Source organism: Pseudomonas sp. NPDC078416, assembly GCF_050268485.1.
Lineage (GTDB): Bacteria > Pseudomonadota > Gammaproteobacteria > Pseudomonadales > Pseudomonadaceae > Aquipseudomonas.
The window spans coordinates 411,074-429,306 of the sequence record NZ_JBNNGV010000001.1; the positions used below are offsets into that span (position 1 = coordinate 411,074).

The 18,233-nt window shown below is 61.4% G+C and carries 14 protein-coding genes; 11 read left to right on the forward strand and 3 right to left on the reverse strand.

Features of this window, described 5'->3' with window-relative positions:
• Position 1: 1 nt before the first annotated feature.
• Positions 2-1,747: an arginine--tRNA ligase gene (gene argS, locus ACQKEN_RS01920; protein WP_427683257.1), complete on the reverse strand. Its 1,746-nt coding sequence runs from the start codon at positions 1,745-1,747 to the stop codon at positions 2-4.
• A gap of 120 nt (positions 1,748-1,867) precedes the next feature.
• Positions 1,868-4,087 carry a primosomal protein N' gene (locus tag ACQKEN_RS01925; protein ID WP_427683259.1) on the reverse strand — a complete coding sequence of 740 codons (2,220 nt, stop codon included), beginning with the start codon at positions 4,085-4,087 and terminating at the stop codon, positions 1,868-1,870.
• A gap of 168 nt (positions 4,088-4,255) precedes the next feature.
• On the opposite strand from ACQKEN_RS01925, the gene rpmE reads away from it, so the two are divergent.
• From rpmE to ACQKEN_RS01940, 3 genes are all read left to right on the forward strand, one after another.
• The gene (gene rpmE / locus ACQKEN_RS01930) at positions 4,256-4,489 is read left to right on the forward strand and encodes a 50S ribosomal protein L31 (protein ID WP_065986634.1); all 234 of its coding nucleotides are present in this window, start codon (positions 4,256-4,258) and stop codon (positions 4,487-4,489) included.
• Positions 4,490-4,512: 23 nt separating this feature from the next.
• The gene (locus ACQKEN_RS01935) at positions 4,513-5,316 is read left to right on the forward strand and encodes a thermonuclease family protein (RefSeq protein WP_427683261.1); all 804 of its coding nucleotides are present in this window, start codon (positions 4,513-4,515) and stop codon (positions 5,314-5,316) included.
• 178 nt (positions 5,317-5,494) lie between these two features.
• The gene (locus ACQKEN_RS01940) at positions 5,495-6,763 is read left to right on the forward strand and encodes a malic enzyme-like NAD(P)-binding protein (protein ID WP_427683263.1); all 1,269 of its coding nucleotides are present in this window, start codon (positions 5,495-5,497) and stop codon (positions 6,761-6,763) included.
• A 245-nt stretch (positions 6,764-7,008) separates the two neighbouring features.
• Here the strand turns inward: ACQKEN_RS01940 and ACQKEN_RS01945 are convergent, their stop codons facing one another.
• Positions 7,009-9,483: a penicillin-binding protein 1A gene (locus tag ACQKEN_RS01945; RefSeq protein WP_427683788.1), complete on the reverse strand. Its 2,475-nt coding sequence runs from the start codon at positions 9,481-9,483 to the stop codon at positions 7,009-7,011.
• A 209-nt stretch (positions 9,484-9,692) separates the two neighbouring features.
• Between ACQKEN_RS01945 and ACQKEN_RS01950 the strand changes: the two genes are divergently transcribed.
• The 8 genes from ACQKEN_RS01950 (at position 9,693) to ACQKEN_RS01985 (ending at position 18,019) form a co-directional block, all read left to right on the forward strand.
• The gene (locus ACQKEN_RS01950; RefSeq protein ID WP_237253552.1) at positions 9,693-10,757 is read left to right on the forward strand and encodes a type IV pilus assembly protein PilM; all 1,065 of its coding nucleotides are present in this window, start codon (positions 9,693-9,695) and stop codon (positions 10,755-10,757) included.
• Entirely contained in the window at positions 10,757-11,326 is a 570-nt protein-coding gene (locus ACQKEN_RS01955; protein ID WP_427683265.1) for a PilN domain-containing protein, read from the forward strand. Before ACQKEN_RS01950 ends, ACQKEN_RS01955 begins: the two co-directional genes overlap by 1 nt.
• The gene (gene pilO / locus ACQKEN_RS01960; RefSeq protein WP_346629402.1) at positions 11,323-11,970 is read left to right on the forward strand and encodes a type 4a pilus biogenesis protein PilO; all 648 of its coding nucleotides are present in this window, start codon (positions 11,323-11,325) and stop codon (positions 11,968-11,970) included. The genes ACQKEN_RS01955 and pilO overlap by 4 nt, the downstream gene beginning before the upstream one ends.
• On the forward strand, positions 11,967-12,494 hold the full coding sequence (locus tag ACQKEN_RS01965; RefSeq protein WP_427683267.1) for a pilus assembly protein PilP: 528 nt from the start codon (positions 11,967-11,969) through the stop codon (positions 12,492-12,494). The genes pilO and ACQKEN_RS01965 overlap by 4 nt, the downstream gene beginning before the upstream one ends.
• Before the next feature lie 53 nt (positions 12,495-12,547).
• Entirely contained in the window at positions 12,548-14,632 is a 2,085-nt protein-coding gene (pilQ, locus tag ACQKEN_RS01970) for a type IV pilus secretin PilQ (RefSeq protein WP_427683269.1), read from the forward strand.
• Positions 14,633-14,636: 4 nt separating this feature from the next.
• Positions 14,637-15,155: a shikimate kinase AroK gene (gene aroK, locus ACQKEN_RS01975; RefSeq protein WP_427683271.1), complete on the forward strand. Its 519-nt coding sequence runs from the start codon at positions 14,637-14,639 to the stop codon at positions 15,153-15,155.
• Positions 15,156-15,285: 130 nt separating this feature from the next.
• Positions 15,286-16,389, forward strand: coding sequence for a 3-dehydroquinate synthase (gene aroB, locus ACQKEN_RS01980; protein WP_427683273.1), 1,104 nt, complete (start codon positions 15,286-15,288; stop codon positions 16,387-16,389).
• Positions 16,390-16,399: 10 nt separating this feature from the next.
• The gene (locus tag ACQKEN_RS01985; RefSeq protein ID WP_427683275.1) at positions 16,400-18,019 is read left to right on the forward strand and encodes an SPOR domain-containing protein; all 1,620 of its coding nucleotides are present in this window, start codon (positions 16,400-16,402) and stop codon (positions 18,017-18,019) included.
• Positions 18,020-18,233: the final 214 nt, after the last annotated feature.

The following is an 18,233-nucleotide window of genomic DNA, read 5'->3' on the forward strand; positions in this document are numbered from 1 at the left end:
CTTACATACGCTCCAGTGTGTCCAGACCCAGCAACTGCAGGCCTTGCTTGAGGGTGCGACCGGTCAGGGCGGCGAGGCGCAGACGGCTTTGCTGTTGTTCGGGGTTTTCTGCCGCCAGGATCGGGCAGTTCTCGTAGAAACTGGAGAACAGACCGGCGAGGTCGTACAGATACGCGCAGAGCACATGGGGCGTGCCCTTGTCGGCGACGGTGTTGACGGTCTCGCCGAACTGCGCCAGACGCGCGGCCAGGTCTTGCTCCTGGGGTGCGTCCAGGATGATTTGGCCCTGGCTCGCGTCGAAGGTATCGCCCTTTTCTTCGAGCTTGCGGAACACGCCGGCCACACGGGTGTAGGCGTACAGCAGGTATGGCGCTGTGTTGCCTTCGAAACTGAGCATCTGGTCGAAGTTGAAGCTGTAATCGCTGGCGCGATGCTTGGACAGGTCGGCATATTTCACCGCGCTGATGCCCACGACCTTCGCGATCGAGCGCAACTCGTCTTCGGCGACGTCCGGGTTTTTCTCTTTGACCAGCGTGTAGGCGCGCTCTTCGGCTTCGTCGAGCAGGTCGACCAGCTTGACCGTGCCGCCATCGCGGGTCTTGAACGGACGGCCATCGGCGCCGTTCATGGTGCCGAAGCCCATGTGCTCCATCTGCATGCCGTTGGTGACGAAGCCTGCGCGGCGCGCCACTTCGAAGACCTGCTGGAAGTGCAGGGCCTGACGCTGATCGACGAAATACAGCGAGCGGTCGGCTTTCAGCACGTTGCTGCGGTAGCGAATGGCGGCGAGGTCGGTGGTGGCATACAGATAACCGCCACCGGCCTTCTGCACGATCACCGGCAGCGGCGTGCCTTCAGCGGTTTTGAATTCTTCAAGGAACACGCACTGCGCGCCGTTGCTCTCGACCAGCAGGCCGGCTTTCTTCAGGTCAGCGACGACATTGGCGAGGTCGTCGTTGTAGGCGCTTTCGCCCATGACGTCCTTCGGCGTGAGTTTGACGTTCAGGCGTTCGTACACTTCCTGGCAGTGAGACAGGGAGATGTCCTTGAAGCGCGTCCACAGGCTCAGGCACTCGGCATCGCCCGCTTGCAGCTTGACCACCAGCCCACGTGCGCGCTCGGCGAACTCTTCGGACTCGTCGAAGCGGCCCTTGGCGGCGCGGTAGAAGTTTTCGAGGTCAGCCAGCTCGTCGCTGGTTGCCGGGGTTTCCTGCAGATAGGCCAGCAGCATGCCGAACTGAGTGCCCCAGTCGCCGACGTGGTTCTGGCGGATCACGGTGTCGCCGAGAAACTCAAGGACGCTGGCCACGCCGTCGCCAATGATGGTCGAGCGCAAGTGGCCAACGTGCATCTCTTTGGCCAGATTCGGCGCTGACAGGTCGACCACCACGCGTTGGGCGGGGCCGTTCTTGCGCACGGACAGGGTCGCGTCCGCAAGGGCTTCGTCGAGACGCGCCGCCAGGGCCTGGGTGTTCTGGAAAAAATTGAGGAAGCCGGGACCGGCAATGTCGACCTGGGTGATCTGCTCGTCGGCGGGCAACGCAGCGACGATTTTCTCGGCCAGATCGCGCGGTTTCAGGCCGGCGGGCTTGGCCAGCATCATGGCGATATTGCTGGCGAAGTCGCCGTTTTTCTTGTCCTTGGCGTTCTCCACCTGAATCGCCGGCGTCAGCCCTTCCGGCAAGACGCCATCGGTGACGAGTTGGCTCAGAGCTTGTTGAATCAGCTGGCGGATGGTGTCTTTCATGGTGCTCTCTTTCGACCGCAAGCGCGGCCGCGCCTGGATGCGCGGGTGGAAAAACTGGGCATTATCCGTGGCCGGGGCCACCTTGCCAACCGCGCTGGATGCGCGGTCAGCCAATGCGAATCAATAAAGGTCCACCGGGTCCACGTCCAGCGACCATCTGACCTGGCGCCCGCTCGGCATGTTTTCCAGTGTCAGCAGCCAGGTCGCGAGCAGCTTGTGCAGCGGCGCGCGGGCGTTGGCCTGCACCAGCAACTGAGCGCGATAGCGCCCGGCACGTCGCTCCATCGGCGCCGGAACCGGCCCCAGCAGCTCGATTCCGCCCAAGGCCATGTCCTTCAGCAATCGCTCGGCTTCGGTGCAGGCTTCGTCCAGAAACCCCTCGGCCTGACCCGGCTTGTGCGCTTCGGCGCGCAGCAGCGCCAGGTGTGAAAACGGCGGCAGCCCGGCGGCGCGACGTTCGCTCAGCGCCTGCTCGGCAAAGGCGAAGTAGCCCTGCTCGGTGAGTTGAATCAATAAAGGGTGATCGGCCAGGTGAGTCTGAATGATCACCTTGCCCGGCTCTTCGGCACGACCGGCTCTGCCTGCGACCTGCACAATCAGTTGCGCCATGCGTTCGCTGGCGCGGAAGTCACCGGAGAACAGCCCGCCATCGGCGTCGAGGATCGACACCAGCGTCACACGCGGGAAGTGATGCCCTTTGGCGAGCATCTGCGTGCCCACCAGAATGCACGGCTGGCCTTTCTGGATGGTCGCGAACAGCTGATTCATCGCGTCCTTGCGCGAAGTGCTGTCGCGATCGACGCGCAGCACCGGGTAGTCGGGGAACAGAATCGCCAGCCGCTCCTCGGCACGTTCGGTCCCTGCACCCACGGGGCGCAGATCGACCTTGCCGCATGCCGGGCAGTTGCGTGGCACGCGCTCGACATGGCCGCAATGGTGACAACGCAGCTCGCCCGACCGCTGGTGAACGGTCATGCGTGCGTCGCAGCGAGGGCATTCCGACAGCCAGCCACAGTCGTGGCACAGCAGCGTCGGGGCAAACCCACGTCGGTTGAGGAACACCAGAACTTGCTGGCCCGCCGCCAGGGTCTGACCAATGGCTTGCTGCATGGGGCCTGAAATGCCGCTGTCGAGGGGGCGGCTTTTGACATCCAGCCGCAGGAAGCGGGGTTGCTGCGCACCGCCCGCGCGCTGATTCAGACGCAGGAGCGCATACCGACCGGTGTGGGCATTGTGCAGGCTTTCCAGCGAAGGCGTCGCCGAGCCGAGCACGATCGGGATGTCCTCCTGATGCGCCCTCACCAGCGCCAGATCCCGGGCGTGATAGCGCAGGCCTTCCTGCTGTTTATAGGAGCCGTCGTGCTCCTCGTCGATGATGATCAGCCCCGGATTTTTCATCGGGGTGAACAGCGCCGAGCGCGTGCCGATGATGATGTCGGCTTCGCCATCGCGTGCTGCCAGCCAGGCGTCCAGTCGATCCCGGTCGTTCACAGCCGAATGCAGCAGCGCGATGCGCGCGTTGAACCGCTGCTCGAAACGCGCGAGGGTCTGCGGGCCCAGGTTGATTTCCGGAATCAGCACCAGCGCCTGCTTGCCCGCTTCCAGCGTCTCGCGGATGAGCTGCAGGTACACCTCGGTCTTGCCGCTGCCGGTGACGCCCGCGAGCAGTGACGCGTGAAAGCTGCCGAAACCCGAACGAATGGCTTCATAGGCGGCCCGTTGCTCAGTGTTGAGCGGCAGCTCCGGCTGCGCCAGCCAGTGCTCGTGCCGTTCGACCGGTCCGTGACCGCGCACCTCGACGGTGACCAGTCCCTTGGCGAGCAGCAGATTCAGGCTGTCCCGGTTGAGCATCAGCTTGCTCAGCAGTTGATGAGCCACGCCGTGGGGGTGCTGGGCCAGGGTGCGCAGCGCCTCCTTTTGCTTCGGCGCCCGGACGATGCGCGGGTCATCGACGCTGGCGTCTGGCGCCGCGTGCCAGAACCGCTCTTGCCGCGCTTCCGCAGGTTCGCCCTGGCGCAGCAGCACCGGCAACGCCCAACTGAGCGTGTCGCCCAGGCTGTGCTGGTAATACTGGGCAGTCCACAGGCACAGCTTGAACAAGGCCGGTGGCAAGGGCGCTTCGGCGTCCAGCACGGCAATGGCCGGCTTGAGTTTGTCGGCCGGCACGTCGCTGTGATCGACGACCTCCACCAGCACGCCGATCATTTCCCGACGGCCGAACGGCACGCGCAGACGCATCCCCGGCTGCAAGGCACTGCGCGCCACACCTGCGGGGGCAAGGTAGTCGAACAGGCGGCGCAGCGGCGAGGGCAGGGCGAGGCGCAAGATGGCGTCGGGCACGCGGGGGATATCCTGTTACGGAGTATGACGAAGGGCGCGATCTTAGCAGACGACCGGCGTGAACGTTCCCTTGCGTGATTGGCGTTGTCTGTTAATATGCGCGGCCTAATTCCGTGCGGTATTCAACAATAGTGTTGGGTGGCGGCACGATAGCCTGAGGAAATACCCATGAAAGCTGATATCCATCCAGTTTACGAAGCCATTGACGCAACCTGCAGCTGCGGCAATGTCATCAAAACCCGTTCCACACTGGCCAAGCCTCTGAGCCTGGACGTGTGCAACGAGTGCCACCCGTTCTACACCGGCAAGCAAAAAACTCTGGACGTCGGCGGTCGTGTCGACAAGTTCAAGTCGCGTTTCGGTGCGTTCGGTCCTACCAAAGCTCCTGCTGCTGCAGAGTAAGGTTGGCCGTTCTGGAGTCGCCGATGCGTTTCTCCAGGCTGCTTAAAAAGGCGTCCCTCGTGGGCGCCTTTTTTATGTCCGCGATTTGGCTTTCGACGGCCCAGGCCTTGTGCCCGGCGCCGCCTTCGCTGCCTGTGGCTCAGGTACAGCGAGTGGTCGATGGCGACACGGTGCGCCTGAGCGATGGTCGCAGCGTTCGCATGATTGGCCTGAATACGCCCGAAACCGGCAAAAAGGGTCGGTCCGCCCAGCCGTTTGCCGAAGCGGCCAAACGTCGTTTGCAGGCGTTGGTGGAGGCCAGCGACGGGCAGGTCAGGCTGCGCGTTGGTGAAGAGCCGGCCGATCACTACGGGCGCACCCTCGCCAACGTGTATGGCCGCGATGGCGCCAACCTTGAGGCTCAACTGCTGGCGGAAGGCCTTGGCTATCTCGTCGCAGTCTCTCCGAACGTTGCGCTGGTCAGCTGCCAGCAGGCCGCAGAGAGGTCAGCTCGCCAGGCCGGCCTGGGCCTGTGGCGAAATTCGCCGGTTCAGCCGGTCGAGCAGATCAACACCGGCGGGTTCGCGTTGGTCAGCGGGCGCGTGACTAGCGTGCAGCGCAATGGCGGCGGCCTGTGGATCGAATTCGGCGATGCGCTGGTGCTGCGCATTGCGCCCAAGCTGCTCGGCGAGTTTGACACTGCCGCGCTGCAGCGCTTGAAGGGTCAGCGAATCGAAGCCCGTGGCTGGGTGGTCGATCGTTCGCGTCGGGGCGGTCTGAAATCAGGCCAACCGCGCTGGATGATGGCGATCACTCACCCTGCAATGTTGGATACAGTTAATAAATAAATTGTAGACATTTCTAGCGGGGATTGTCGCCGCTGGAGGCCTTGTGTCCTGCGGCTCTACGCTGAAAGTCGTAGATGCGGCCTCTTGACACAGGTGACCCGCCAGTCTTGTTAGGACTTTATGACTTGCGTATGCTCGGCGGTCCGTCTGTCCAACAGCAAAAAAGCGGAATGCCCCCATGTCAGATTTGAAAACTGCCGCTCTCGAATATCACGCTCATCCCCGTCCAGGGAAACTCAGCGTCGAGCTCACCAAAGCCACTGCCACCGCTCGCGATCTGTCGCTGGCCTACAGCCCGGGTGTGGCTGAGCCGGTCCGCGAAATCGGTCGCGATCCGGAACTTGCCTACAAGTACACCGGCAAAGGCAACCTGGTAGCGGTCATCTCTGATGGCACCGCGATTCTGGGTCTGGGTAACCTCGGGCCTCTCGCGTCCAAGCCGGTCATGGAAGGCAAGGGCGTGCTGTTCAAGCGCTTTGCCGGTATCGACGTGTTCGATATCGAAGTCGACTCGGAAAGCCCGCAGGCCTTCATCGACACCGTGCGACGCATCTCCATCACGTTCGGTGGCATCAACCTGGAAGACATCAAGGCACCTGAGTGCTTCGAGATCGAAAAGGCGCTGATCGAGCAGTGCGACATCCCGGTTTTCCACGATGACCAGCACGGCACCGCGATCGTTACCGCAGCCGGCATGATCAACGCATTGGAAATCGCAGGCAAAACCCTGGAGGCGGCGAAGATCGTCTGCCTGGGCGCTGGCGCTGCGGCCATCTCCTGCATGAAGTTGCTGGTGAGCATGGGCGCGAAGATCGAAAACATCTTCATGATCGACCGTAGCGGCGTGGTTCACGACGGGCGTACCGACCTGAACCAGTACAAGGCCCAGTTCGCGCACTCCACCGACAAGCGCACGCTGGCCGATGCGCTGGAGGGCGCCGACGTGTTCGTCGGTCTGTCCGGTCCGAACCTGCTGAGCGCTGAAGGCCTGAAGTCGATGGCCGCCAACCCGATCGTGTTCGCTTGCTCGAACCCGGATCCGGAAATCTCGCCAGAACTGGCTCACGCCACCCGCAACGACGTGATCATGGCCACCGGCCGTTCGGACTACCCGAACCAGGTCAATAACGTGCTGGGCTTCCCGTTCATTTTCCGTGGTGCACTGGATGTTCGCGCCAAGCGCATCAACGAAGAAATGAAGATCGCAGCGGCCAACGCCCTGCGTGAACTGGCCAAGCTGCCGGTGCCTCAGGAAGTTTGCGACGCCTACGGCGGCATCGCCCTGGAATTCGGTCGTGAGTACATCATCCCGAAACCACTGGACGTGCGCCTGCTGACGGTCGTTTCCGATGCCGTGGCGAAAGCCGCCATCGAAAGCGGCGTCGCGACCCTGCCGTATCCGAAGCACTACCCGCTGAAGAGCGTGGATGAAGTGTTTAACGGCTGATAGCTGAACGCTGCACAAAAAAAGCCCTGCACAGATGCAGGGCTTTTTTGTGGGTGCTTGTTTTGCAGCCTGGCGGATCGCTGGAACCTTGCCTCGAATGACCGTAGGAGCCGGCTTGCTGGCGAACCGGCCTTGTCAGTCGACACCCTTTGTCGCTGATTCGCCGGGTTCGCGAGCAAGCCAGATCCTACAGAGCTGGGGTACACCAACGTCTGTAGCGCAGCCGGCAGCGGACTATGCCCTCATCAGAAAAGGTCGATCGGCGCTGATTCGTCCGCCGGCAGCGGGCTGCCTGGAGGCGGGCTGCCGCCGAGTTCGTTCACGCTAGGCGGCGTGTCTTCGCTCTTGAACAGCTCGAAGAACGCACCCGGCGTGCTCGGCGTGGCAGAGCGGCCGCTGACCGGGTCGATCCGCAGGCTGAGGATGCCCTCAGGTTCTGCCTGAACATGCGGCGGTTTGTCCTTCAATGCAGCACTCATGTACTTCATCCAGATCGGCAGCGCGACCGTGCCGCCGAACTCATGGCGACCGAGGCTTTCTGGCTGATCGAAACCGGTCCAGACCGTCGTCACGTAATCGGCGTTGTAACCCGTAAACCACGCATCTTTCGATTCGTTGGTGGTACCGGTTTTGCCTGCGATGTCCGGACGGTTCATCGCCAGGGCGCGGCGGCCGGTGCCGCGTTTGATCACGTCCTGCAGCATGCTGTTGAGGATGTAAACGGTGCGGCCGTCAACAATCCGTTCCGCCACCACGGGTGCTGGCGCCGAAGGGGATGCATCCAGCGCGTTCGGCACGACGTTGGCAGTCAGTGGCGGGGCTTCTGGCGCGGCATAGGTCGATGCGCTGCTGATGGCCGCTTCGCTGACCGCCTTCGGGTTCGGGTCGTTGGCCGGCACTGTCGGCGGGTTGGCGACGAACAGGGTTTTACCTTCACGGTCCTCGATCTTCTGGATGAGGTACGGGCTGATCCTGTAGCCGCCGTTGGCAAACGCGCTCCAGCCGCTGACGATTTCCATTGGTGTCAGGGTGGCTGTGCCCAGGGCCAGGGACAGGTTTGGCGGCAAGTCCTGTTTGTTGAAGCCAAATCGGGTGATGTAGTTGATCGCGGTGTTGACGCCCAGGCTTTGCAGCAGGCGGATCGAGACCAGGTTACGTGACTTGTACAGCGCCTCGCGCAGACGGATCGGGCCGAGGAAGGTGCCCGTGTCATTCTTCGGACGCCAGACCTTGTCGATGGCTTCGTCGACGAACACGATCGGCGCATCGTTGACCAGGCTGGCGGCGGTGTAGCCGTTATCCAGCGCTGCCGAGTACAGGAACGGCTTGAAGCTGGAGCCCGGCTGGCGCTTGGCCTGCATCGCTCGGTTGTAGTTGCTCTGCTCGAACGCGAAACCGCCGACCAGCGCACGAATCGCGCCGTTCTGCGGGTCCAGCGAGACCAGCGCGCTCTGTGCCACGGGAAGCTGGCTGAACTTGAGCGAGTTGTCCGGCTGACGCTGCAAGCGCACCAGGTCGCCGACGTGGGCGACATCGCCAGGCTGCTTGGGATTGGCGCCGACGCTGTTAGTGTTCAGGAACGCCTTCGCCCACTTCATGCTGTCCCAAGCGACGGTTTCTTCGTTCTCGCCGCTGCGGGTCAGTACGCGGATGCCGGTCTTGTCGACCTGAGTGACGATGGCCGGCTCCAGACCGCTGATCGGACGCTGTTTACTCAGTTCCTGCACCCAGCCCTCGCGGGTCAGGCCCGGGAATCGGCTCTCAGGCCCGCGATAGCCATGGCGCTGGTCGTATTCGATCAAGCCGTCCTGCACCGCCTTGTTGGCGTCTTCCTGTAAGCCGCTCGGCACGGTAGTGGTGACGCGGAAGCCTTCTGTGTAGGCTGCGCTGCCATAACGACCCACCATTTCGGCGCGTGCCATTTCGGCGATATACGGCGCGTTCACTTCAGGGCTCTGAACGTGGTAGCTGGCGTTGATCGGCTCGACAAGGGCGGTCTGGTAGGTGTTCTGGTCGATTTTCCCCAGCTTGAACATGCGGCCCAGAATCCAGTCGCGTCGCTCTTTGGCGCGCACCGGGTTGGCCAGTGGGTTGAATCGTGACGGCGCCTTGGGCAGGCCGGCAATCATCGCCATCTGCGCAACGCTCAGGTCACGGATGGATTTGCCGTAGTAAACCTGCGCTGCCGCCTCGATGCCATAAGCCCGGTTACCCAGATAGATCTTGTTGACGTACAGCTCGAGAATCTCGTCCTTGGTAAGTTGGCGCTCGATTTGCAAGGCCAAGAGAATCTCGGTGGTTTTGCGCGAAAAACTGCGCTCGCTGGTCAGGAAGTAGTTCTTCGCGACCTGCATGGTGATGGTTGAGCCGCCGGACTGAATGTGACCGCTCTTGACCAGTTGGCTGGCCGCGCGCATCAGGCTGCTCGGGTCCACCCCATAGTGGTTCTCGAAGTTGTCGTCTTCGGCCGACAGCAGGGCGTGAATGAAATTGGGGGGAATGTCGGCGAAACGGATGGGAGAGCGGCGCATTTCGCCAAACTCTGCGATCAATTTGCCGTCGCTGCTGAAGACGCGAAGGGGGATCTGCAGCTGGATATTGCGCAGCGCATCGACCGATGGGAGGTTCGGGGCCAGGTAGAGAAAGGCGCCGCTCAGGCCGAGCAGCAGCCCGCAGACGACCGCGACGATGGACCACCAGACAAACTTCAGCAGGCGTATCAAGGCTTTTGGATTTCCAGAAAAAAGAATGAGTTAGACGCAGGCATTTACAAATGAACACGCCTTGAAGCTTTGGTACACGAAAAAAACGCTGGGCATTATAAGCATTTTTCGTCGTCGAGCGTTATTTGCGCTACTGTCAAGTCAGCCGACAGTGGCACTGGACTAGAAATCATCCGTAAGTGACGGAAACGCATAGGGAATCGGTTGTGTTCGAACTCTTCAGTAAGAAGGCCAACACCCTTCTAGGGATCGATATTAGCTCCACCTCGGTCAAGCTCCTGGAGCTAAGTCGGTCCGGCAACCGTTACAAGGTCGAGTCTTATGCGGTCGAGCCACTGCCCGCCAACGCAGTGGTCGAAAAGAACATCGCGGAGCTCGAAGGTGTCGGCAGTGCTTTGACGCGTCTGCTCGTAAAAGCCAAGAGTAACGTCAAAATCGCGGCGGTTGCCGTCGCCGGTTCGGCTGTTATTACCAAGACCATCGAGATGGATGCAGGCCTTTCCGACGACGAGATGGAAAACCAGCTCAAAATCGAGGCCGATCAGTACATTCCCTATCCGCTGGAAGAAGTCGCCATCGATTTCGAAGTCCAGGGCTATTCGGCGCGCAATCCCGAACGCGTCGAAGTGTTGCTGGCCGCCTGCCGCAAGGAAAACGTCGAAGTACGCGAAGCCGCGCTGGCACTGGCCGGTCTGACGGCTCGTGTGGTCGATGTCGAAGCCTATGCGCTGGAGCGCTCGTTCGGGCTGTTGTCTGCGCAGCTGGGCCAGGACCACGAGCAGTTGACGGTCGCCGTCATCGACATCGGCGCGACTATGACCACCCTCAGCGTGCTGCACAATGGCCGCATCATCTATACCCGTGAACAATTATTTGGCGGTCGCCAGCTCACCGAAGAGATCCAGCGCCGTTATGGTTTGTCCGTGGGCGAGGCCGGGCTTGCGAAAAAGCAGGGCGGGCTCCCCGACGACTACGTCATGGAAGTGCTGCAGCCGTTCAAGGACGCTGTGGTGCAACAGGTGTCCCGTTCGCTGCAGTTCTTCTTCGCGGCCGGACAGTACAATCGCGTCGACTACATCATGCTGGCCGGCGGCACGGCTTCGATCTCGGGCCTCGATCGCCTGATCCAGGAACGTCTCGGCACGCCGACGCTGGTGGCAAACCCCTTTGCTGACATGGCGCTGAGCGCCAAGGTCAACGCCGGCGCACTCGCCAGCGATGCTCCCGCACTGATGATCGCTTGCGGTCTGGCCCTGAGGAGCTTCGACTAATGGCACGAATCAACTTACTTCCCTGGCGTGAACAGCAGCGCGAGGAGCGCAAGAAGCGCTTCATCCTGGCGCTGGTGGGTGTGCTGGTGCTGGGCATCGGCGCCATTCTTTTAGCTGATCAATATTTGAGCAGTGCCATTGCCCATCAAAACGCCCGCAATCAGTTCATCAGAACCGAAATCGTCCAGCTCGACGCGCGCATCAAGGAGATCAGCGAGCTCAAGGCACGTCGTAAACAACTGCTGGAGCGGATGAAGATCATTCAGGACCTGCAGGGCAACCGGCCGATCATCGGGCGCATCTTCGATCAGATGGCTCGCACCCTTCCCGATGGCGTCTATTTCAACGACGTGAAGATGACCGGGCAGATGATCAGCATTTCCGGCGCTGCCGAATCCAATAACCGGGTCTCGGATCTGCTGCGTAATCTGGATGCATCTGACTGGCTGGAGTCGCCGAGTCTCACCGAGGTCAAGGCAAACACTGCGGCGGGCGGCGTGGATCAGACCAACACCTTCCAGTTGACGGTGCGTCAGACGCAGCCAGCGGTTGAGGGGGTCAGGCCATGAACATGAATGATTGGCTCGATAGCCTGAAAAAGATCGACATCAACGACCTGGACATCAATAACCTGGGTTCATGGCCCGCCGCGGTGAAGACCATCGCCGGCGCGCTGTTGCTGGCGCTGGTGCTGGCCGGTGGGTACTTCTTCTATATCCAGGACATGCAGGCTCAGCTCGATCAAGCCCGTGGCGAAGAGACGGCGCTGAAAGAGCAGTTCGCGACCAAGGCATATCAGGCTGCCAACCTCGCGGCTTACAAGAGCCAGATGGTGGAAATGGAAAACACCTTCGGCGCCTTGCTGCGGCAGTTGCCAAGTGACACCGAAGTCCCCGGCCTGCTGGAAGACATCACCCGCACCGGTCTGGGCAGCGGCCTGGAGTTCGAGGAGATCAAGCTGCTCCCTGAAGAGGCTCAGCAGTTTTATATCGAATTGCCGATCCAGATTACCGTGACAGGCAGTTATCACGACCTCGCGACCTTCGCCAGTGGCGTCGCCAGCCTGCCGCGAATCGTGACGCTGCATGACTTCGAGATCAAACCGCTGGACGCCAAGTCCCCCGGAAAGCTGCGCATGAGCATCCTTGCCAAGACCTACCGCTATAACGACAAAGGTCTTCAGAACGTTGATACGAAAGGGCCAGCGAAATGAGGGCGATGCGTTGGTTGTGCGTCGGCATCACGCTGATGGGGCTCGCGGGTTGCGACAGCTCGAACGAATTTGATGATCTCAAGCAGTTCATGGCCGAGGTGCGCGCGCGGCCAGTGGGAACCATTGAGCCGATGCCCAAGTTCAGGCCGTATGAGGCCTTTACCTATGCGGCGGCCAGTTTGCGGAGTCCGTTTCAGCCGCCGATCAAGATCGATCTGGTCAACCGTCCAAAGGGCTCGCACCTGGTGCAGCCTGATCCGACGCGGGTGAAGCAGTTCCTCGAAGGCTTCAACATCGACTCCTTTGAAATGGTCGGCACGTTGAGCAATGAAACCGGCACGTTCGCACTGCTTCGCGGGGCGGGTGGCGTGCATCGGGTGAAAGTGGGCGATTACCTGGGACGTAACGATGGCCGGATTACGGCGATCACCGACTCGGCGGTGCAAGTGATGGAAATCGTTCCGGATGGAGAGGGGGCCTGGCTTGAGCGTCCGCTCAGTATTTCCCTCAAGGAACGCTCATGAAGACGGCAAGCAAGCGAAGCACCTTCGGATCTGCACAGTGGTGGAATGTGAACATGAACAGGATTCTTTCGATTATCGGCCTGTCGCTAGGGATGGCGATGCTTTCACCGGTTGTCCAGGCGGCTAACCTCAAGACGCTGGATGTCGCCGCATTGCCGGGGGATCGAGTCGAACTGAAACTGTCCTTCGACGGTCCGGTGGCGGCGCCGCGCGGCTACACCACCGAGCAACCGGCGCGCATTGCGCTGGACCTGCCGGGGGTGACCAGCCAACTGGCGATCAAGAGCCGTGACTTGGGTTCAGGCAACGCCCACAGTGTGGTGGTCGTCGAAGCCAAGGACCGTACGCGGGTGATCATCAACCTCACCACGCTTGCGCCCTACAGCTCGCGTGTCGACGGCAACAACCTGTTCGTGGTCGTGGGCCAGGGCGCCGCTGCGGCCCAGAGCTCGCAACCGAGCACCGCCATGGGCGCGGCGCGAGTGAGTGTGCCGAGCGGACCTGCCGCGCAATCCAAACCCGTTGCCCGTTCGTATACGCCAGGCCCACGGTCGGTGAAAAACGTCGACTTCCAGCGCGGCGAGTTGGGTGAAGGCAACGTCATCATCGAACTGAGCGACACCGGCATTGCCCCGGACATTCAGGAGCAGGGCGGCAAGATCCGCGTCGACTTCGCCAAAACGCAATTGCCTGAACCGCTGCGCGTGCGTCTGGACGTGAAGGATTTCGCGACTCCGGTGCAGTTCGTCAATTCCAGCGCCACGGGTGACAAGGCCAGTATTTCCATCGAGCCGTCCGGTGCGTTCGACTACTCCGCTTACCAGACCGACAACAAGCTGACCATCAGCGTGCGTCCCCTGACCAACGAAGATCAGGAGCGCCGCAACTCGGAAAAACTGGTCTACACCGGCGAGAAGCTGTCGCTGAACTTCCAGGACATCGACGTGCGTTCGGTGCTGCAACTGATCGCTGATTTCACCAACCTCAATCTGGTGGCCTCCGACACCGTTCAAGGCGGCATCACCCTGCGCCTGCAGAACGTGCCATGGGATCAGGCGCTGGATCTGGTGCTCAAGACCAAAGGCCTGGACAAGCGCAAGATCGGCAACGTTTTGCTGGTCGGACCGGCTGACGAGATCGCCGCGCGGGAGCGTCAGGAGCTGGAATCCCTCAAGCAGATTTCAGAGCTGGCCCCGCTGCGTCGCGAGTTGCTGCAAGTGAACTACGCCAAGGCTGCTGACATTGCCAAGCTGTTTCAGTCAGTGACCAGCGCTGAATCGAAGACCGACGAGCGTGGTTCGATCACGGTCGATGAGCGCACCAACAACATCATTGCCTACCAGACCCAGGATCGTCTGGACGAGCTGCGCCGCATCGTGTCGCAACTGGACATCCCGGTACGGCAAGTGATGATCGAGGCACGCATCGTTGAAGCCAACGTCGATTACGACAAGGCCCTGGGCGTGCGCTGGGGTGGTTCGAGCAACAAGGGCAATTTCACTACTGGCGGTAATGGCACGGTCTCGGGTGCATCAGCGACCAATGGTCCCTACGTCGATATGGGCGTGACGGATGCCACCTCGTCGATCGGCCTGGGCTTTCTGACCAACAACACGATTCTCGACCTTGAGCTGACCGCGATGGAGAAGAGCGGCAACGGCGAAGTGGTCTCGCAGCCGAAGGTCGTTACGTCGGACAAGGAGACCGCGAAAATCCTGAAAGGTACGGAAGTGCCTTATCAGGAAGCCAGTTCCAGCGGCGCGACCTCGGTGTCGTTCAAAGAGGCGTCGCTGTCTCTGGAAGTGACTCCGCAGATCACGCCAGATAACCGCATCATCATGGAGGTCAAGGTCACGAAGGATGAGCCGGACTACGTGAACACGGTGCTGGGTGTGCCACCGATCAAGAAAAACGAAGTCAACGCCAAGGTCCTTGTGGCCGACGGAGAGACCATCGTAATTGGTGGCGTGTTCTCGAATACGCAGAGTAAAGTCGTCGACAAGGTGCCATTTTTGGGCGATGTACCGTATGTTGGCCGCCTTTTCCGGCGCGATGTGGTTTCGGAGTCAAAATCCGAGCTGTTGGTGTTTCTCACTCCGCGTATCATGAATAACCAGGCGATTGCTGTGAGTCGTTGATTCTGTGCGAAATTTAATTCTTGTGGGGCCGATGGGGGCTGGCAAAAGCACCATCGGTCGCTTGCTGGCCAAAGAGCTTCGACTGCCGTTCAAGGATTCCGACAAGGAAATCGAGCTGCGAACGGGTGCCAATATTCCCTGGATCTTCGACAAGGAAGGTGAAGCGGGCTTTCGTGATCGTGAACAGGCGATGATCGCCGAGCTCTGTGCTCTGGACGGCGTGGTCGTGGCCACCGGCGGTGGCGCAGTCATGCGCGAAGAAAACCGTCGTGCCCTGCATGCCGGTGGTCGGGTGGTCTATTTGCATGCTTCCGTAGAGCAGCAAGTAGGCCGGACCTCGCGGGACCGCAATCGCCCCTTGCTGCGCACTGCTGACCCGGCGCGCGTGTTGCGCGAACTGCTGGCCATCCGCGATCCGCTGTACCGCGAGATCGCCGATGTCATCATCGAAACCGATGAGCGGCCGCCGCGAATGGTGGTTATCGACATCCTCGCCCTGCTGGCCGAGCTTCCTCCCCGTTAAAGCGCAGACGGAAATGCGCTATCCTCGGCGACCATAAAAAGTGGGGTCGCTACATGGCCTTGCGCCATAGCCGGTGTCGGCGTTTTTCAAGACCCGCACAGGCAACCAATTGTTAACAGCGTGGGGACACATGCAGACACTCAAGGTCGAGCTTGGCGAACGCAGCTACCCGATCCACATCGGCGAAGGCTTGCTGGATCAGCCCGAGTTGCTCAAGCCGTACATAGCCGGAAAGCAGGTGGCGATCGTCTCCAACGCCACCGTTGCGCCGCTCTACATGGACCGCCTCACCCGATCCCTCGCCGGTTACAGCGTCTTGCCCATCGTGCTTCCCGACGGTGAAGCCTTCAAGAACTGGGAAACCCTGCAAACCATCTTCGATGCGCTGCTCACCGCACGCCACGACCGCCGCACCACTGTGATTGCGCTGGGCGGTGGCGTCATCGGTGACATGGCCGGCTTTGCCGCTGCCTGTTACCAGCGCGGCGTCGAATTCATTCAAGTGCCGACCACACTGCTCTCACAGGTCGATTCTTCGGTCGGTGGCAAAACCGGCATCAATCACCCGCTGGGCAAAAACATGGTGGGCGCGTTCTACCAGCCCAACGCGGTGCTGATCGACACGTTGTCGCTGAACAGCTTGCCTGAGCGCGAGCTGTCCGCCGGGCTTGCCGAGGTCATCAAATACGGTTTGATCTGTGACGAACCCTTCCTGACGTGGCTCGAAGAGAATGTGGACAAACTGCGCGGGCTGGATCAGGCCGCGCTGACCACGGCGATCGAGCGCTCCTGCGCCGCCAAGGCTGCGGTTGTTGGCGCCGATGAGCGCGAGTCCGGCGTGCGTGCCACGCTGAACCTCGGCCACACCTTCGGCCACGCCATTGAAACCCACATGGGTTACGGCGTGTGGCTGCACGGCGAGGCGGTGGCAGCAGGCACGGTGATGGCGCTGGAGATGTCGGCGCGTCTGGGCTGGATCAGCGAGCAGGAACGTGACCGTGGCATCCGTATTTTTCAGCGCGCCGGCTTGCCGGTGGTTCCGCCGGAAGACATGACGCCCGAGCACTTCCTCGAGCACATGGCGGTGGACAAGAAGGTCATTGACGGTCGTCTGCGCCTGGTGCTGTTGCGTCGCATCGGTGAAGCAGTGGTAACTGACGAATATCCACAAGAAGTACTACAGGCCACACTGGTCGCGGACTACCGCGCCTTGGTGGATCAGCTTAGAGGTTAATGAGAAATCCATGACTAGTTTGCACGCCGATGAGGCCTTCCTCGGTCATTACCAGTTGAGTCATGACCCCTTTGCAACGCGGGTTCCCGGCTTCAAGTTCTTCCCCGCACAGCGCAAGCCCGTGCTGGGCCAGCTGCATCACCTCGCGCGCTACAGCCAGCTGTTGCTGGTCGTGACGGGGCCGCACGGCAGTGGCAAGACGCTGTTGCGTCAGGCGCTGGTGGCGAGCACCAACAAGCAGTCGGTGCAGAGCGTGGTGGTGTCGGCCCGTGGCGCCGGAGATGCGACGGGCGTGTTGCGCCAGGTGGCCCAGGCACTGAACGTCGCTCAAGCAGAAATGCGCCCGATCCTGGCGCAGGTCGTGCAGTTGGCGCTGACCGGTCAGGAAGTTTACATCCTGGTGGACGATGCCGAACAACTGGGCGAATCCGCACTCGAAGCGTTGTTGGGATTGGCAGCAGGCACCCCGGAAGGGCGTCCGCATGTCTTCCTGTTCGGCGAGGCTTCGATCATTGATCGCCTGGATCAGCTGTGCGCCGAGAGCGGTACCGAGGAAGAACGCTTCCACGTTATCGAGCTGGCGCCGTATACCGAAGAAGAAACCCGTGAGTATCTGGCTCAGCGTCTTGATGGCGCAGGGCAGGGCGTTGAGTTGTTCAGCGCCGCACAGATCACTGATATCCACGAGCAGTCCGGTGGATGGCCAGGCGCGATCAATCAGGTCGCGCGCGATTCGATGATCGAAGCCATGATTGCCAGCCGCTCTGCGGTCAAGCGTCCAAGTATGGGGTTCAAAATGCCTAAGAAACACGTGTTGGCTTTGGGTGGGGTTGTGGTCGCAGCCGTTCTCGCGGCGTGGCTGATTCCAGGCCGCAGCAACGCACCTGCCACTGCGCCAGCCAACTCTCAGGCTCAACTGCCTCTGGGTCAGGGCCAGGCGCCGGCGCAACAATCGAACAACGGAGGCCCGGCCATCGAGTTTGCCGGTAATTCGCAACCGATGCCGCTGCCGATGAACGGCTCGCAACCGGCGACCCGCGCGCCGCTGGCGGAAGCGGCGGGTTCGGGCGAGGGTGACGGCGAAGATGGCGGCCCTGCGGCCAATCAATCGCTGCAGCCGCCGACCGTGACCACCACTGCGCCACCGGTGGGCGCGACGGCAAGTCCTGCGCCGACCGTGGCGCAGCAGCCGGTCCCGGCAACGCGTACGGCCCCTGCCGCCAAGCCAACGCCTGCCCCGGCCCCTGCCGCGAAACCTGCGCCAGCGCCGACTCAAGTGGCCACCGCCAAACCTGCCCCGGCACCGGCGGCCAAACCAGCCGCTGCAGCCTCTGGCGCGGCTGGCAGCGGTTGGTACGCGGGTCAGGCACCGACGCACTACGTGGTGCAGATCCTCGGCACCAGCTCTGAAGCTACCGCTCAGAGCTACGTGAAAGAGCAGGGCGCCGAGTACCGTTACTTCAAGAAAACCCTGCAGGGCAAGCCTCTGTTCGTGGTGACTTACGGCAGCTTCGCTGACCGCAATGCGGCACTGACCGCTATCAAGGCCTTGCCAGAGAAGGTTCAGGCTGGTAAACCTTGGCCTCGTACCGTCGGCAGTATCCAACAGGAACTCGCCGCCGCCCGCTAATGACGCAGGGACCTTATCCAGGTCCCTCGCTTGGCCCTCCCGAAATCACGCATGAGCGTGCTGCCAACGAGCAGCGCGCCTTGTGGTGTCTGCGTCTCAGACACGCATTGATCTTCGGGCTCTCATTGGTCAGACTCGCAAAAAAGCTCCGGCTAGCACGAGAATCGATATAAAACCTTTCATGAATGCGACATAAATTTGCGACACTTCGTCG

Bases quoted from the DNA above. Each gene is read 5' to 3' on its own strand.
- argS (WP_427683257.1), bottom strand. From the start codon at position 1,747: ATGAAAGACACCATCCGCCAGCTGATTCAACAAGCTCTGAGCCAACTC.
- rpmE (WP_065986634.1), top strand. From the start codon at position 4,256: ATGAAAGCTGATATCCATCCAGTTTACGAAGCCATTGACGCAACCTGC.
- ACQKEN_RS01935 (WP_427683261.1), top strand. From the start codon at position 4,513: ATGCGTTTCTCCAGGCTGCTTAAAAAGGCGTCCCTCGTGGGCGCCTTT.
- ACQKEN_RS01940 (WP_427683263.1), top strand. From the start codon at position 5,495: ATGTCAGATTTGAAAACTGCCGCTCTCGAATATCACGCTCATCCCCGT.
- ACQKEN_RS01955 (WP_427683265.1), top strand. From the start codon at position 10,757: ATGGCACGAATCAACTTACTTCCCTGGCGTGAACAGCAGCGCGAGGAG.
- pilO (WP_346629402.1), top strand. From the start codon at position 11,323: ATGAACATGAATGATTGGCTCGATAGCCTGAAAAAGATCGACATCAAC.
- ACQKEN_RS01965 (WP_427683267.1), top strand. From the start codon at position 11,967: ATGAGGGCGATGCGTTGGTTGTGCGTCGGCATCACGCTGATGGGGCTC.
- pilQ (WP_427683269.1), top strand. From the start codon at position 12,548: ATGAACAGGATTCTTTCGATTATCGGCCTGTCGCTAGGGATGGCGATG.
- aroB (WP_427683273.1), top strand. From the start codon at position 15,286: ATGCAGACACTCAAGGTCGAGCTTGGCGAACGCAGCTACCCGATCCAC.
- ACQKEN_RS01985 (WP_427683275.1), top strand. From the start codon at position 16,400: ATGACTAGTTTGCACGCCGATGAGGCCTTCCTCGGTCATTACCAGTTG.